The 16,194-nt window shown below is 51.7% G+C and carries 10 protein-coding genes; 6 read left to right on the top strand and 4 right to left on the bottom strand.

From position 1 onward, the window contains the following. Both VFG09_03715 and VFG09_03710 read left to right on the top strand, forming a co-directional pair. Positions 1-2,605: amino acid adenylation domain-containing protein (locus tag VFG09_03715; GenBank protein HET6514241.1), on the top strand; the 2,605-nt coding region annotated here is incomplete at its 5' end. Between the two features lie 113 nt (positions 2,606-2,718). Next, the gene (locus VFG09_03710; protein ID HET6514240.1) at positions 2,719-3,366 is read left to right on the top strand and encodes a 4'-phosphopantetheinyl transferase superfamily protein; all 648 of its coding nucleotides are present in this window, start codon (positions 2,719-2,721) and stop codon (positions 3,364-3,366) included. 10 nt (positions 3,367-3,376) lie between these two features. On the opposite strand, the gene VFG09_03705 is transcribed toward VFG09_03710, so the two are convergent. Continuing rightward, positions 3,377-4,714 (bottom strand): sigma-54 dependent transcriptional regulator, encoded by a 1,338-nt coding sequence (locus tag VFG09_03705; protein ID HET6514239.1) that lies wholly within the window; start codon positions 4,712-4,714, stop codon positions 3,377-3,379. Continuing rightward, complete coding sequence (locus VFG09_03700) at positions 4,692-6,734, bottom strand: ATP-binding protein (protein HET6514238.1); 2,043 nt, start codon at positions 6,732-6,734, stop codon at positions 4,692-4,694. The genes VFG09_03705 and VFG09_03700 overlap by 23 nt, the downstream gene beginning before the upstream one ends. Before the next feature lie 109 nt (positions 6,735-6,843). Here VFG09_03700 and VFG09_03695 point away from each other — a divergent pair, with 109 nt between their 5' ends. From VFG09_03695 to VFG09_03685, 3 genes are all read left to right on the top strand, one after another. Further along, positions 6,844-8,286, top strand: coding sequence for a DegQ family serine endoprotease (locus tag VFG09_03695; protein ID HET6514237.1), 1,443 nt, complete (start codon positions 6,844-6,846; stop codon positions 8,284-8,286). Between the two features lie 105 nt (positions 8,287-8,391). Beyond that, complete coding sequence (locus VFG09_03690; GenBank protein ID HET6514236.1) at positions 8,392-9,048, top strand: histidinol phosphate phosphatase domain-containing protein; 657 nt, start codon at positions 8,392-8,394, stop codon at positions 9,046-9,048. Continuing rightward, the gene (locus VFG09_03685; protein HET6514235.1) at positions 9,048-9,764 is read left to right on the top strand and encodes a tetratricopeptide repeat protein; all 717 of its coding nucleotides are present in this window, start codon (positions 9,048-9,050) and stop codon (positions 9,762-9,764) included. Before VFG09_03690 ends, VFG09_03685 begins: the two co-directional genes overlap by 1 nt. 53 nt (positions 9,765-9,817) lie before the next feature. Here the strand turns inward: VFG09_03685 and VFG09_03680 are convergent, their stop codons facing one another. Both VFG09_03680 and VFG09_03675 read right to left on the bottom strand, forming a co-directional pair. Beyond that, positions 9,818-12,646 carry a PD-(D/E)XK nuclease family protein gene (locus VFG09_03680; GenBank protein HET6514234.1) on the bottom strand — a complete coding sequence of 943 codons (2,829 nt, stop codon included), beginning with the start codon at positions 12,644-12,646 and terminating at the stop codon, positions 9,818-9,820. Then, positions 12,643-15,693 (bottom strand): UvrD-helicase domain-containing protein, encoded by a 3,051-nt coding sequence (locus VFG09_03675; GenBank protein HET6514233.1) that lies wholly within the window; start codon positions 15,691-15,693, stop codon positions 12,643-12,645. Before VFG09_03675 ends, VFG09_03680 begins: the two co-directional genes overlap by 4 nt. A gap of 169 nt (positions 15,694-15,862) precedes the next feature. Between VFG09_03675 and VFG09_03670 the strand changes: the two genes are divergently transcribed. Then, complete coding sequence (locus VFG09_03670) at positions 15,863-16,183, top strand: hypothetical protein (GenBank protein HET6514232.1); 321 nt, start codon at positions 15,863-15,865, stop codon at positions 16,181-16,183. The last annotated feature ends 11 nt before the right edge of the window (positions 16,184-16,194 follow it).

Below are 16,194 nucleotides of genomic sequence, written 5' to 3'. Positions count from 1 at the left end.
GGTGGTTTTTGAGGATCAGCAACTGACATACAGGGAACTCAACAGCAAGGCAAATCAACTGGCCCATTACCTGAGGAAGTGCGGCGTTGGTCCCGAGGTGTTGGTGGGGATCTGTGTTGAGCGCTCATTGGAGATGATCATCGGAATCCTCGGCATTCTCAAGGCAGGAGGGGCATATGTTCCTTTAGACCCTACGTACCCAAAGGAACGACTGAAGTTCATGCTTGAGGATGCCGGCTGCCCCGTGGTATTGACCCAGGAGAGACTGAAGTTCATGCTGCCCGAACACATTGTGAAGACGGTTTGTCTGGACAGAGCGCTGGGGCTCATAAAGGGAGAGGGCGCGATGAACCCCGCTTGTGCCGTGAGACCAGACAATCTTGCCTATGTGATCTATACCTCGGGGTCGACCGGAAGACCCAAGGGGGTTATGATGGAACACCGGGTTCTCTGCAATTTGATCGCCTGGCAACTCAAAAACTCGATTCTTGAAGACGGAAAGACCCTCCAGTTTGCTTCTTTAAACTTCGATGTCTCCTTCCAGGAGATATTTTCCACCTGGTTCTCAGGCGGCGAATTGGTTCTCATTCAGGAAGATTTGAGGAGAGATTTCTTTGAACTGTTGACATTTATGAATAGACGAAAAATTGAGAGAATATTTCTCCCTTTCGTGGCCCTACAGCTTCTTTCCGAAGTCGCAATAAGTAGCCTGGAGAGCCTTCCTCCGCTTAAGGAGATTGTTACTGCCGGCGAGCAATTACAGGCAACCAAAAATCTGACGCGGTTTATGGAGAGGCTCGGCGACTGTGCGCTCTACAATCAATACGGGCCTTCGGAGAGCCATGTCGTAACCGCTTTTGCCCTCCAGGGGGTACCGGAGAGTTGGCCGGCGCTCCCTCCCATAGGGCGACCGATAGCCAATACGCGGATATACATACTGGATCGCTATCTCAATCCCGTTCCCGTTGGGGTACAGGGGGAACTGCACGTAGGGGGAGTTGGTCTTGCGAGAGGGTATTTGAACCGACATGACCTAACGATGGAGAAATTTGTGCCAGACCCCTTCAGCGGAGAACCGGGGGCAAGGCTTTACAAGACAGGCGACCTTGCGCGGTATCTGGCGGACGGCAACATCGAATTCCTTGGGAGGACCGACCAACAGGCGAAGATTCGCGGCTTCCGCATCGAGCCTGGGGAAATTGAGGCCACGCTCCGTGGCCACGCAGGCGTAAAAGACGCGGTCGTCATGGCTCGCGAAAATGGCTCGGGCGGGAATGCATTGGTGGTTTATGTAGCACCCAACAGGAAGTCAGTCGTCACGGCAGATGAACTGAAAAGTTTTCTGAGGGAGCAGCTTCCGAGCTATATGGTACCTTCTGCATTTGTCATGGTGGACTCCATACCTCTGACTCCTAGCGGCAAGGTGGACAGAAGGGCACTATCGATAGCGAACCTCTCGATGCCTGTGCAGCTAAAACCCTTCGTGACTCCCCGAAACACCCTGGAATTTCAGTTGACCAAAGCCTGGGAAAGAATACTCGGGGTTCAGCCGGTGGGAATAACGGACAATTTTTTTGAATTGGGAGGGCATTCCCTGCTTGCGGTGCGATTAGCGTCTGAAATAAGGAAGATGACGACAAACACCTTCCCTGTTATGGCCATATTTCAGTTCCCTTCAATTGCGCAATTAGCCGAAATGCTGACAAGGGAAGGCTGGTCAGCGGAATTTTCGTCGTTAACACCTATTGAGCCTGCTGGATGCAGGCCGCCTTTCTTCTGGGTGCATGGCCAAGTTAGCGACAGCCTGCTGCCGCGCTATTTGGATGCTGATCAACCCTTATATGGACTTCTTCACCAGGGTCTGGACGGAAGGATACAGCTTACTACCGTCAGGGAAATTGCTGCTCACTATTTAAAGGAAATACGGACTGTTCGGCCGAGGGGTCCCTATTTACTCGGTGGCTATTGTTTTGGCGGGATGATAGCCCTCGAGATGGCCCAGAAATTACGAGAGGAGGGAGAAGAGGTTCCCCTGTTGTTCCTCCTTGACCCGCCGCGGAACTGCTTTCCTGTTACAGCTGCACCTCATATTTCATTGCCAAAAACTCGTTTGCCAAAGACTCGCTTATTCTGCTCGCGGATAGTTCATCACATCAGAAAGCTTGCCCCTCTGCAGTTTGGCTACAAGATGGCCTATGTGTTCCGGAAACTGCCGGCCGCATTCGCTTCGATCGGAGGTGCCGTTGCACACACAGGCAAGCAAAGAATCAAGATGGCGATCTGCAATGTTTATTGCCAACTGGGACAACCACTGCCTATGGCACTCAGGGGGTTCTATCTTATGGCTATTTACAGAAACGCCATACAAAGACACACTCCCAAATGGTACCAAGGAAAAATCATACTCTGTCATTCTGATCAGTTGTCATTCGGAGAAGGCCTGAGACAGATGATTGACGGCGGACTGAGGGTTCATCAGGTTCCCGGCGCAGATCATGAAAGCATCTTGAATGAGCCTTACGTCAGAATATGGGCCGACCATCTGAACCGCTACCTGAGTGAGATACCGGTGAGGAAGGAAAAGAGCAAGTACTGTGAGAGATGATAATTCTTTAAGAAATGGGCAACTCTTTGTGGCGTGCTTCTCCTAAGCTCTTGGTGTTGAAAGACGACGAGGTTCACGTCTGGCGCGCTTCTCTTGAAATGATGCCTCCTCAAATGAGGGCCCTCGAGCATATACTGTCGGCGGATGAATTGAGCAGGGCCGGGAGATTTCATTTTCAGACAGACCGTGACCACTTTATTGCGGCGCGGGGTCTGCTCAGATCAATTCTCGGGATGTATTTGAAGAGAGATCCCTCCCATCTGACGTTTTGTTTCGGACCGAATGGGAAGCCGTCGATTAAAGAAAGGACGAACGCGAAAGCTCTGCGGTTCAACGCCTCGCACTCCGAAGGCCTTGCCCTTTTCGCTGTTGCCCTCGATCGGGAGGTAGGAGTGGATATTGAATACATCCGTCCGGATCTTTCAGTCTGCGATCTTGTTGCTCAAGCCTGTTCTCGAGGAGAGGCAGAATCACTGAATTTGCTCCCTGAACATTCCAGGCTTGAAGCATTGTATACCCTCTGGACCCGTAAAGAGGCATATCTGAAGGCCCAAGGAACCGGGCTTACAAACAATTTGACGGATATTGAAGTGATCGGTTCTCCAGGAGACCTCGCTGAAACGATTGAGATAAGAGACACACAAAGGGGAACGTCGTGGATCCTGAAAGATCTGGACGTCGCGCCCGGATTTGCTGCAACTCTCGCCATTGAGAGAGGAAATCTTCATGTCAGGTGCTGGCAATGGGAGAGCGAGTTGTGACTTACTACTCCTATGTGTTCAGAATTCCGTATTTCCTGAGCTTCAGATAGAGCGTTTTTCTGTCGATGCCGAGTATCTGGCTTGTCTTCGACTGATTACCCCCGGCTTCTCTCAGAACCCGCAGAATGTACTCCTTTTCCATATCTTCCAATGAAGGGTGCCGGGGCATTTCTCTTGGCGTGGGCAGCGCAGGAATTGAGAGGTCTTCCGGCCTTATCATTTCAGTGTCACAGAGGATGACGGCCCTCTCAATCACGTTCTCAAGCTCCCTCACATTTCCCGGCCAACGGTAGTCATTGAGTAACGACAGGGCTTCCGGAGTGAGATCGATAATCGGTTTCACCATTTTCTGGCTGTACTTCCTCAGGAAGAACCCTGCCAGTTCCGGTATATCCTCTCTCCGTTCCCTGAGCGGAGGGATCGCTATATTTATGACATTCAACCGATAATAGAGATCTTCCCTGAACAACCCGCCTTTGATGGAATCCGCAAGGTTCTTGTTTGTTGCAGCAACGACCCTGACGGCTGTCTTGAATGTTTTATTTCCGCCCACTCTTCTGAACTCTCCGGAATCAAGGAAACGGAGGAGCTTAGCCTGAAGATTCAAAGGAATTTCGCCGATCTCATCGAGAAGGAGGGTGCCCTTATCAGCCACTTCAACGATGCCGTACTTGGTGTCGTAGGCGGTCGAATGGGATCCCTTTTCATATCCGAAGAGCTCAGACTCGAGGAGAGGTTCAGAGAAAGTGGCACAGTTAAGTGCTATGAAGGGCAATTCGTTCCTCTTGCTGTAATGCCAGATGGCATTGGCAATAAGCTCTTTCCCCGTTCCGCTTTCTCCCTGAATTAATACCGTCGAATCGGTTGGGGCGATTTTCCTGACGAGAGAAAGGATGTTCTTGAGCCGGGAGCTCTTCGCGACGAACTCGAGGGGGGATTCCTGCCTCATGAGCTCCTGCTGAAGGAGCTGGGTCTTCAGAGCCAAACGGCCGTACTCATAGGCCCTGGTGATAATGATGGTGAGTTCTTCCAGTTTGTACGGTTTCGAAAGGTAATCGAAGGCACCATGTTTCATGGCTTCCACAGCCGTTTCTACGGTCGCCTTCCCAGTGAGGACAATGATTACCGGGGCTGCCGGGTCCTGTTTCAGTCTCTTCATGAGGGAGATACCGTCGGTGCCGGGCATGACGATATCAACGAGGATGACATGGAAGACGGCTTCCCTGAGTATGCTGAGGGCCGTCTCTGCATCAGGAGCAACCTCAACAACAAAACCCTTCCTCGTCAGCTCCTTCTTGAGAAGTCTCCTGAAGGGTTCTTCGTCGTCAACAACGAGAATTCTTGTCATGTACTTTGGCAGGAAGCTTTATAATGAAGCGTGATCCCTTGCCGATTTCACTCTCCACGTCGATGGTGCCGCCGTGCTCCTCGGCAATCTTGTGGCAGATGGAGAGTCCCAATCCTGTTCCTTCTCCGACGGGTTTTGTCGTAAAGAAGGGATCGAATACCCTTGGAAGGAGATGAGGCGGTATACCCTCTCCCGTATCTGCAATGACTATGGTAATCAGCCCGGCAGAGGGGTTGCATCCGCAGTTGTCGTCGACGCCGGTCTCGATAAGGATGGATCCTCCCTCGTGGGTGTAATACATGGAGTTTATAATAATGTTCATGAAAAGCTGTCTGAGACTTCCGGGGTCAGCGGTTATCTTCGGAAGGTCCCTGTTCAGCCTGAGTTCGATATGGTGCTTGAGACGGACAGCCTTATGGTTCACGAGAAGTATGACTTCCTTTATGAGTTCATTCACGTCGAGTTCACGGAATGTCCCGCCATGGGGCCTGGCAAATTCGAGGAGACTCTTGAGGATCTCTTTACAACGGAACATCTCGCCGTTGATCGTTTCGAGGTACTCGGGAAAGTCTTCAAACTCCTTCATGGCGAGAAGGGCCTCATCCCTAGCCCTCTCGATGAGGGCCTCAGAATAGCCGGCGATGATCCCGAGGGGGTTATTGATCTCGTGGGCAATGCCCGCAACGAGGGTGCCGAGGGAAGCGAGTTTGTCGGCTCGTACAAGCTGGTGTTCAAGGCGTTTCTGGGCAGTGACATCTTTCAGGTAGTGGACGATGGCATAGAGCCGGCCGTCATCATCAGTAAGGGGATATGACCAGAAATGGAAGATGTTTCCACCGGCTTCTTTCATCTCGGCAAAGGCAGGCTGCTTTGAGGAGACCGTATTGGAGCAGATACATTCGCTGCGGGTTATGCCGAGCCTCTTCAAGAGTTCGTTGCATGACTTCCCCATAACATGAAAGGCGGAAAGACCCGCTTTCTGCAAGAGGGTCTTATTGGCACGGATAACATGCTGCCTGCCGCCCTGGATCCAGACCATGTCGGTGATCGCATCGAAGGTCTTCTCCCACTCTTTTTTCTCTCGCGATATCTCTTCGAAGAGGAGGGCGTTTTCGAGGGCGATGGATATATGTTTTGCGACAGGGAGCAGAATCCTGAGGTCCTTTTCCGTGTAGCGGCAAGGTTCCTTGCTGTCAAGATTGAAGACTCCAAGGATCCTGTCCTGGAACAGGGGAATGCTGACGGTCGACCGGATGCCTTCGTCGAGCAATTTCTGATCAGAGGTGAAGCGCATCGCTACAGCAAGGTCCCCATTGATCCATGGGCGATTATTCTTAATGACCCACCCGGCACTCGTAGAATCGAGGGGGGCCTTTATTCCCTTCTTTAAGACCGTCTCCATATCAGTGTCAAGGGCGAAGATAACAAGATTACGGTCATCCTCATTATAGAGGAGTATGCTGCCCCTGTCGTAGGTTATCATTTTCCTGATTTCTGACATCATGATCCTGAAGATGGTGCCGATACTGAGACTCGAATTCACCATCCCGCTCAGTTCATTGATGAGCTCAATCTGTTTCATCTTATCGCGCAGTGCTCCGATGAGCTTCGTCGTACCAACGGGCAGGCCAAGTTTGCCCTGAGCCGATATCTCTCTGACGACAACGACCGAGTAGTCGTCTGCGGGCAGGGGGATGATCGAGACCATAGCAACAAAGACTTCGCCGTTTCTCGTTGTGCAGAAAGACTCGACATGGGTCTCTTGCGGTCTCAGACCGCAGAGATCTTCACCATTGATCGCAGAAGGATTCGGTGGAGCCGGGAAAAGAGACGGATCTGAGGAGAGGATTTCGGCAACATCCGCACCGGCAAGATCTTCCAGAGTGTACCGGAACATGCTCAATGCTGCAGAGTTTGCTGCGGCGATCTTACCGGTTCCGTCAACGATAAGGGCAGACATGGCAAGAGTGTCGAGGATATGAAGGATTGTTTCCAGCCTGTTGTCAAGAAGTACAGCCATGTCCGTTTCTAGTATATCATATGCAGGTATTGACATGGAGGATAAGATGGTATAGATTAAGCATGGTCGTTGAGATTACTCCAAGAAACAGAAAAAAGTGAGGTTTCCCATGATTAAGAAGAGGTTGACATCGATAGCGAATATTACCGCTCCTGTAATGCTGTTCCTGCTGCTGCAGGGGATACCTGCCTCTGCTGCGCCCTTCTGGACTACGCTTCCTCCGTCGGAAACGAGGAAGGCCATACCCTTGACGAATGAGACAGTCTCGAAACTTGTGGAGAGCCTCAAGCCCGCAGTCGTGAATATCAGCGTGACCCAAACGGTGCAGGGCGGTGGGTTGCCGCAGGGGTTCCGCGCGCCCTTTGGCGACGAGGACTTCTGGAAAAAATTTTTCGGCGACCAGGAACCAAAGGAATTTAAGAAAAAGGGTCTCGGCTCGGGTTTTATTGTAAGCAAGGAAGGGTATATCGTCACGAATAATCATGTCGTTCAGAAGGCCAATGATATAACGGTAATCCTCTTCAACAAAAAACAGTATCCTGCCAAGATTATCGGAACAGACCCAAAAACAGACATTGCCCTCATAAAGATCGATGCCGGCGATACCCTTGCTGTTGCCCCTCTGGGGGACTCGGACAAGGTGAAGGAGGGAGAGGCTGTCCTGGCGATAGGGAACCCCTTCGGGTTTTCAGAGACTGTTACTTCGGGCATCGTTAGTGCAAAGGGTCGGGTGATCGGCGCCGGACCCTATGATGACTTTATCCAGACCGACGCTTCCATTAATCCCGGCAACAGCGGAGGACCATTGTTGAATTACCACGGCGAAGTGATTGGCATTAATACGGCCATAATCTCGTCAGGGCAGGGGATCGGGTTCGCTGTGCCGATCAATATGGCAAAGGAAGTCCTTCCCCAGTTGAAAGAGCGGGGAAAGGTCACGCGGGGTTGGGTTGGCGTATCCATTCAGGAGGTGACCCCTGACATTGCAAAGTCCTTCGGTTTGAAGGAGGCGACAGGCGCCCTGATTTCCGATATCGTACCTGACGGTCCTGCTGAGAAGGCCGGACTGAAAAGGGGCGACATCATTTTGGAACTGAACGGGAAGATCGTAAGGGATTACCATGAGCTTCCCCGTATGGTCGCGGCAATGCCTGCCAACGAGAAGGCGAGCTTCAAGGTGCTCAGAGACGGAAAAGAGGAACAGGTAACGGCCATCGTAGGAGAGATGAAGGAAGGAGAAACCGGTCAGCCTGCTCAGGATGTGCAGAAGCAGCTTGGCATGTCTCTGCAGCCGGTCACCCCTGAGATTGCCAAGGAACTGGGGATGAAGAGGGCAGAGGGGATCGTGGTGACCGATGTCGAGCCGAACAGCGCCGTGGCAGAGGCCGGGATCCAGAGAGGAGACGTGATACTCGAGGTCAACCGCCAGCCTATAAAAACCCTGAAGGACTTGAGCGATGCAATCCATAAGGCGGGCAATTCATATCTTTTCCTGATCTTCAGGAACGGTGCGACATTCTATATATCCGTGGAGATCAGCGATCAGAAATAGGGCGGCCGCAACACTCAAATCGGTGCCTTCCGAAGAAGATACCGACTGACACTCCGCGAACGCACGGGCTTTACATTTCGGCCCCGTTTACGGTATCTTCTTAGGATGATTGATCTTCACACCCACAGTATACTGAGCGATGGAGAGCTCCTGCCCTACGAGCTCGTGAGAAGGGCTGCTGCAACGGGTTACAGCGCCATCGCCATAACAGACCACGTGGACCAGTCCAACATAGACTTTGTTGTGCCGCGCCTCGTGGATGCTCTGAACAAGCTCAGAGGCCTCGTTCCTCTCGAGGTGATAGCCGGCGCTGAGATAACGCATGCGCCGCCGAAACTCATTCCCAACCTTGTGAAAGAAGCCCGCTCTCTTGGAGCGAAGCTCGTGATTGTCCACGGCGAGACGATCGTTGAACCGGTGGCTGAAGGCACAAACAGGGCCGCCATTGAGGCTGGTGCGGACATCATTTCGCACCCCGGACTGATCAGTACTGAGGACATCCTCTTCGCGAAAGACAAGGGGGTTGTCCTCGAGATCACCTCACGGAAGGGACACTCACTCTCGAATGGTTACGTGGCCAGGGAAGCGATCAGGTTCGGCGTGTCTGTGACGATCAATACCGATTCCCACAGCCCGGGAGACCTCATTACAAAGGATACGGCGAAGAAGATTCTCCTCGCAGCTGGCATAGACGAAAACCGCATTGAATCAATCTTCGGTACCGCAAGATTACTCGTTGAAAAATCCTTAAGGGGGAATTGATGCCGAAGGCTATTAAAAAGAGAGTCGCAAAACCGGTGAAGAAAGAAGAAGACGTAAAACACATTATTCATCACGCGAGAGAATCGTTCGTTGAGAGGAAGAATATTCTTCTGCCGGTCCTGATAGGCGCGGCCCTCCTCATGATCGTGGTTTCGGCTTTCTTCATATACCGCTCAACCATGAAGACAAAGGCTGACGCCCTTGAATATGGGGCTTACCGGATATACTATGGGATCAATCAGAAACAGCCTCTCCAGAAGGAAGAGCAGTATCAGAAAGCCCTGGAGAAATTTCAGCTGGCCTATGACGCGAGGAAATCAGCCTATGCTCTCTTTTACATTGCGAGCTGTTACTACGACATGGGAAAATATGATGCGGCCCTCAAGAGCTTGAGGGAGCTGAACGAACGCTTCCCCGATGATGAGCGGTTCGTTCCTCTGTCGTACTACAAGATGGCAATGATAAGCCTTAAGAAGGCCGACAACGATGGGGCGCTCAAACTCCTCGATGCGATAGCAAATTATAAGACAGGCTCCTTCAAAGATCTTGCCCTGGCAGAGTCCGCGAAGATTCTTGAAGCAATGGGCAAGAAGGCAGAATCGGAAAGGAAATATGAGGAACTGAAGAAGAACTTTCCGAACTCACCCTTTGTGAAGACCGCCCAGGCGCCTCCTTCGCCGCCTGCCATAGTCCCGGCCCCTTCCGAGAAGAAATAACCTGGTGTTGCAAAACTGTCCGAAAGGCACGCATGGATCGAAGCCCTCACCATTTACTTCACTACCCATGAAGTACCGCAGATGTATCTGAAATCGCAGGTCGGGCATACATTTCTTATGTTCTCTGTGGCTGAAAAAGGAATACGGGGATCTATGATTTCGCCAAGGAGCTTGAAGATCACGGCTCTCAGAGGCACAAACATTTCCGCCGGAGATGAACCGTCAAAGAGGGTCAATTCCATGTCTTCCGATATCCTTGAACGGCCGAGGAGCAAAAATAACGCATTAAACTCGTCTATTGACCTTCTTTTCTTTTCAGTATAAAGCACAAGGTAGAAGGGAAGCTGAATGCTTCCTATTGCCTCGCTCCACGTTTCCCTTCTTGCGACGTCGAGCTTTTCGAGGTTGATCTTGAGATAAGCTTGGCCGGCGCCGGTCTTGTAGTCGACGATGACCGTTTTGTCGCCTCGCTGCTCTACGCTGTCAAGCCTCCCCTTGAGGTGAAAGCCGTCGACTTCCAGCCCAAGGGATTCTTCCGTCTCCAAAATGGTAAGTGTCTTCTTCCGCAAAAGTGGAATATAGTAGCCCTTGAGAAGGTCTGACATGCGTCTCTTCACCTGTCTCTTGAGAAGATAGAGTGCCCCGGTCAGCTCTTTGCCGTACTCGCTTGCAAAGAGGTTCTCAACGAGAGAATCCATTTCTCCGACGGCAAGATCGGCTTCCTTCAAAGGCCTGCCCCGCCTCGGCAGGAAATAGCTCTTCAGGATGGTATGGACGAAGCTGCCCAGTTCATCCCGTTCGATAGCACCCGTGATCTCGTCCTTACGGCTGAAACCAAGGACAGAAGCGTAATAGAACTGAAGAGGGCACGTGAGATATCGGTTAACAGCCGTAGCGCTGTAGTGATGGTCTCTGAGGAAAGCGATCATATCGTCAGTTTTCGGGATCGGACCGGGGACGTTATTGGAGAGTTTCACCTGGTACTGGATAGGTCTGACGTAAGGTATGGGTGAAGTTTGCTTGTCCTTCTTCTGCCTCTCCCAAAGGAGTTTTTCCACGAACCTCGAGGGCTCTGCCTTGTCGTTTTCGATGGAGAAGATATGAACCTCTTTTGCTCCGCTGAGGAGCACATCAAAGTAATATGCCGTCAGCTTGTCCCTGTCCCTATAGGTCGGCAAGCCCAGTATCTCCCTCGCCTTGAACGGCAGAAGGGTCTCTTCCTTCTTCGTATCGGGAAGGACCTCCTCGTTGGCGTCGAGGACGAAGACCGTGTCGAACTTCACGTTCCTCGTTTCGAGAAATCCCAGGATCTGCAGCCCTCTGAGAGGAGTGCCGGTAAAGGGCGTGTGGCAGGTCATCACATATTTCTTGAAGAAGATGAAATAGCTCGATCTCTCCGCGAAGGCCATATCCTTCATGAGCGAGCCGGGAATAAGGTCAAGGGCAGTTATGAAAGACTCGGCGAAGGGAAAAAAGAGAGGATGAAGGCGTGCGGTACTTTCGTGAAAGACATAGCGGAGAATCTCTGTGCACTTCCTGGCGAAGTCTCCGATGTTTCCGAAGGAGAGGAATCTCTCTATCGTGTTCTTATGAATGGCCTTGAGATGTTCTCTCAAGGTCTCTGCAGTAACGCCTTCTTCCCTGGGGAGCTCCTCTATGACCTCCTTCAAGAGGTTTCCATTGCCTTCTATCTCGGCCAGAGTCACAAAGGTCTTTGCCCTGTGCTTGATGAGTTCCTCCTCCACCGAATGAAAGAGTATCCTTGTGATCTCTGATTTCCCCTTGCAGTAGATATTCTTCGTATAGGGGTGAAGGACGAATTTCATGTAGTCAGGGATATAGAGGCGGTCCCCATCCATTGAAGTGACCAGCTCCATAAGGTTATTGAGAAACCCGAAGACCGGAGTCCGGTGCAGCGGGTATCCCAGAGAGACATTGTAAGTATTCTCGGTGAAGGCGGAGAGTCCTTGACGCAGAAGAGGGAAAAGGGTCTCTGACGACGGCAGGACAATTGCAGTCTTCTCATCCAAGGGCTCTCCGGCCTCAAGCCGCGTTTCAAGTATCTTCCCAAGGGCCAGGACCTGGCCGTGTGTATCGGGGCTACCATAAAACTGAACATCGGGTTCTCCTGCTCCCTCCTTCGGGCGGTCATAGGCGATACCAAGATTCCCGAGTTTTTCTCTCAATCCCGTCCCTTCCTGGAAGAGAAAAACCGCCTTGTCGTTCGAAGAAAGCTTTTGAAAGATCGTTTTTTCCGCCTGGGTAAGGGCGAAAAAGCCGGCGAAGATCACCTTCCCATATCTCTTAAACCAAGCCTCATCGATGTGCGCGGCCGTTGCCTGATATCTCATGGATCTGCTCGATAGACCAAGGTCCTTGATATCGCTGTAGAACTTTTCATGAAAATAAGAGAGAGATTGTAGTCTTCCCCTTGTCTGTTCCGGCAATTCATCCGCCAAAAGAGTCTCCACTTCCCTGACCATACCGGGATTGACGCCTTCTATGGCAAGCTCCTCGATGTCTCGATATATCTTGAGGCCGAGGGAAAAGAAACTGTCAGGCGTCATGAAACCCTGTCCGCCAAGGGGAGTATACGATTTCCTGTGGGTGTCATAAAGAATCGCCACGGCATCAATGGTTTCAATCTTCCTCCCCAGATTCAACTCATCGCAGACGGAATCGATGAACTCATCCATTGAAAGCACTGTCGGAGGGACGAAGCTCGATCCCACTTTTCGTGCCAGCGCCTTTCTCAAGAAGTGGGACGGTCTCTTGCCTGGGAAGACCACCAGTGAAGAGGAATAATCTCTCTCTTTCCCCTCAAGGTGAGCAAGGACCCGATCCACCAGATTTTGCCCCGATGGGATGACGAGCACACTCATCCGATCTTCTCGACTTCCCCGAGGTCCACAAATGCAATGATGCCACTCACCGTCTTGCCCGGATATATCTCACAAAGGATTCTCATGTAGTTCCTCATCTGTGACCTGTGCTCTTCGAGCGCTCTCTTGTCCTTTCCTGTCTTGTAATCGATCACCGTTATGCCGGCCGGGTCTATGATCACACGGTCCATCCTGAAGAGCCTGCCTGAGCCGTCGGCATATTCCTGCTCTTTTTTAACCTCTCTCCCCGGTGCCGCCCTGAAGTAGCCTGCCATGTCGCGGCTGCCGGTCAGCGCCATGACAAGAGCTTCTATTTCTTCCTGTGGATAAACAGACCTCGTGTTCTCACGGACGCGCCTGACGGCCTCTTTTATTTCAGTCTCGGTACCGGGAAAGTCAATGGAGGACAGGACCTTGTGAATGAACTCACCCCGCCGTTTCTCCCCGATTGTCATGAACTCTGCGGAAGTGGCGGGAGATTCGAACTGTCGGTTGCGGTGAAGGAGAGGGGAGGGCGCCGGAGGAGGAGATGGTGGGGATGTTGCTTCGACGGCTTTTTGAGCGGCGGCAGAAGGTGAAAACTCATCAAAGGGAAGAAGGACAAAGGGGTATGCCATGTCCCGGCTACTTTTCACTCCGATCACATACAACTCTCTCTCCGGCCTGGTGAAACCCACATAGAGGGTGTTCAGCCTGTTCACCATCTCTCTCATCCTCTCCTGATCATAGAGATTCCGGAGGTTCTCGTCACAAGCGGCTGATTGCTTGCTGATCTTCAGAAGGCAGACACTACTGCCCTTCTCCTCGACGATGTATTCGAAGCCCCTGTTCCTTACTTCGTAGAGGAGGAGAATTACGACAGGGAAACCGAGACCCTTGGCCTTATGGATGGTCATCACCTGTACGGCGTTCGTATTCTTCGGGACAGCCATCTCCCATTCATTTCCGCCCTCGTCATCGAGGGCTGTCAAGAGAAAGTCTTTGATGCTGTTGCATCCACCACCTTCAAAGTCCTTCACGGCCTCGAGAATTTTGACAAGGGCCGATTCCTCCTCAGGCATGTTCTCAAAGACCCTGAAGAGGGCAATAATCTCTGTAACCAGATCATAAACCGGCAAGAAGCCGACCGATCTGAAGAGCCCCTCGAAATACCGCTGCCAGAGATCGCCGAAGCTTTCCTGGAACGCCTTATAGAGGGGTGGGTTTTCCCGCTGGTCAAAGCAAAACGCCCTGAGAATCTCGATATCAATTCCAGGATACTCCCTGGCCACTGCCTTTATAAAGACTTCCCCCAGGATGAACGTCCCGAAGGAGAGGTCGTCGGTCGGTGCGTCCAGAAAATTCATGAGCGCCACGATCTCTCCCGTTATCTTGCGCCTTCTCACGTCGAGGCTGCTATAGGAAATGAACGGTATATCCTTTTCATTGAGCCAGGTGGTGGCGCTCACAGCGTCCTCGTTCGTCTGAGTAAGCACCGCGATATCTTTGTAGTCGTATCCACGCCTTTTCAGGTCCCCGACGAGCTCCTGGATCTTCGTCCGTTCGGGAGGTTCCTCGTCATTTCTCCCCAGGAGAGAGACTTCCGCATACCCTTCGTCTCTTTCTTCTTCCCTTGGCTTCTGGACGTAATCGGTCAGCCCGCTTCTCTCTCCAGCCTCACGGTATTCAGCGTTCCGGGCAAGGTTTTCCTTGAAGATCCTCTCGCTGAACTCGAGAATCCTTTTTTTGCTCCTGTAGTTGATGGCCAACTCCCTGACGGCATGTTCAGCCGAGGGAAAGGGATTGTCCCGTTCGAGTCCTTTCATGATTGCGTAGTCGGCGTTCCTGAAGCCGTATATGGCCTGCTTCGTGTCCCCCACCGTGAAGAGGCTGCCTCCTTGGGAAAGGGAGTTCTCTATCAGGGGGAAAAGATTTCGCCACTGTACGGGTGAGGTGTCCTGGAACTCGTCGATGAGAAAGTGGAAAATCGTGTCGCCTATTCTGAAATAGACGTCAGGGACGATGGCGCTGTCGAGATACCCGGCAAGGTGCGAATTGATATCCTCAAGAAAGACCTTGCCCTGCTGCTTCTTGACGATTTCGACGGTCCCAGTGAAGGACTGATAAGCCTTAATATATGGCGTGCAGCGCGAGTAGGCAAAGATCACCGCAAAATTGCTGATCAATGTTTCTGCATCTCGCCATAGGGCCAATATCCTCTCGTACGCTGCTTCATTCCCTTTTTGTGGCTTGCCCACCGGAGGGTTGGCAAATCCCTTTCCGATGAGATCGGGAAAGTTCCTCGCCCTGACAAGGGGTAAAATCGTTCTATAAGAGGAATTGCCGTGCCTCTTCAGTCCCGATCCTCCGATCTCTTTTTCTATGGTTTCGATGACGGCGCTTATCTCTTCCTTTATCCTCTTGAGGTCTTCGCCATAGTCCTCGATCTCAGGTTGTTTCCCTCGAGAGGAAAGCCTTCTGTAAATCTTCTTGATCTCTTCAAGGAGGGCCGCCGAGGGGTCCCAGAGGTAGGATTCACCTTCCTTCTTCTGCTCCTGGAGAGAGTCGACAATCTCTCCCAGAAAGGAAGCCTCTGCTGTCCCTTCTCTTGCGCTGCGCATGAGGAGATCAAAGGAGTATTCCATGAGGGCGTCGATGCTCAGGACTACCTCGAAGTCAGGGTTGTATCCGAAGTCTATGGCAGACGCCTTGAAGACGGTCGTCATGAAACTGTCTATCGTTCTTACCTGGAAGTCCGAGTAACTGTCAAGGATTTCATCTATGAGAAGGCCGGCCTTTTCTTTCATTCTTTCAGGGTCAAGGGAGGTAATCTTCAAGAGGTCCTCCACTTTTTCACTCTCCCCGAAGTGGAGCTTTTTGAGCCATGAGAGGGTCCTTTCCTTCATTTCCGTGGCTGCGTTGTTCGAAAAGGTGATGGCGAGCATGTTTCTCAGGAGGCTTCGAGGCACTTTCTCGGAAAGGAGGAACTGGACAAACCTCTTCGTGAGGTTGTGAGTCTTGCCCGATCCGGCAGAGGCCTTGAGGAGCGTAAAGTGGGGAAATTTCATCCCTATGTCTTTTCCTAGAACCGATTCGGCCATGTGCATTCTATAGTAACAGGCGTCATGCACTGTTGGCTACTGTTGGACCGGTCTGTCCCCTTATTCTCCTTTGTCCCTCAGTACCCCGCATCTGTTAGCATAAAGAATAGACTTGAAAATCAAAGGAGATGATGAAATGCGAGATCAATTCAACGATATGGTTGACGACCGGTTTATGATTCTCGAAAATAAGGCGACACAGATAAGAAGATTGCTGTTTGGATCGCTTCTTCTGGCAAAGGACACCTGGAAGGATGAACTCCTCAGCACTCCAAGGGGGCTGGATGTCATGAGGACCATGGAGGAAGCAGAAGAGGAATCCATCGACCCCACTCTCACGGACCCAATTGAAAAGTTGGATAGTGCTCTGAGCGTGATCAACACCCGGGCACGCGCCTTCGTGACATTAATCGATTACCTCTCGGAGCATCGGCAGGGTGATCCTGCAGGGGCATAAGGGAAATTTCC

The organism is Thermodesulfovibrionales bacterium (genome assembly GCA_035686305.1).
Classification (GTDB): domain Bacteria; phylum Nitrospirota; class Thermodesulfovibrionia; order Thermodesulfovibrionales; family UBA9159; genus DASRZP01.
This window is presented reverse-complemented; position numbering and strand designations above follow the sequence as displayed.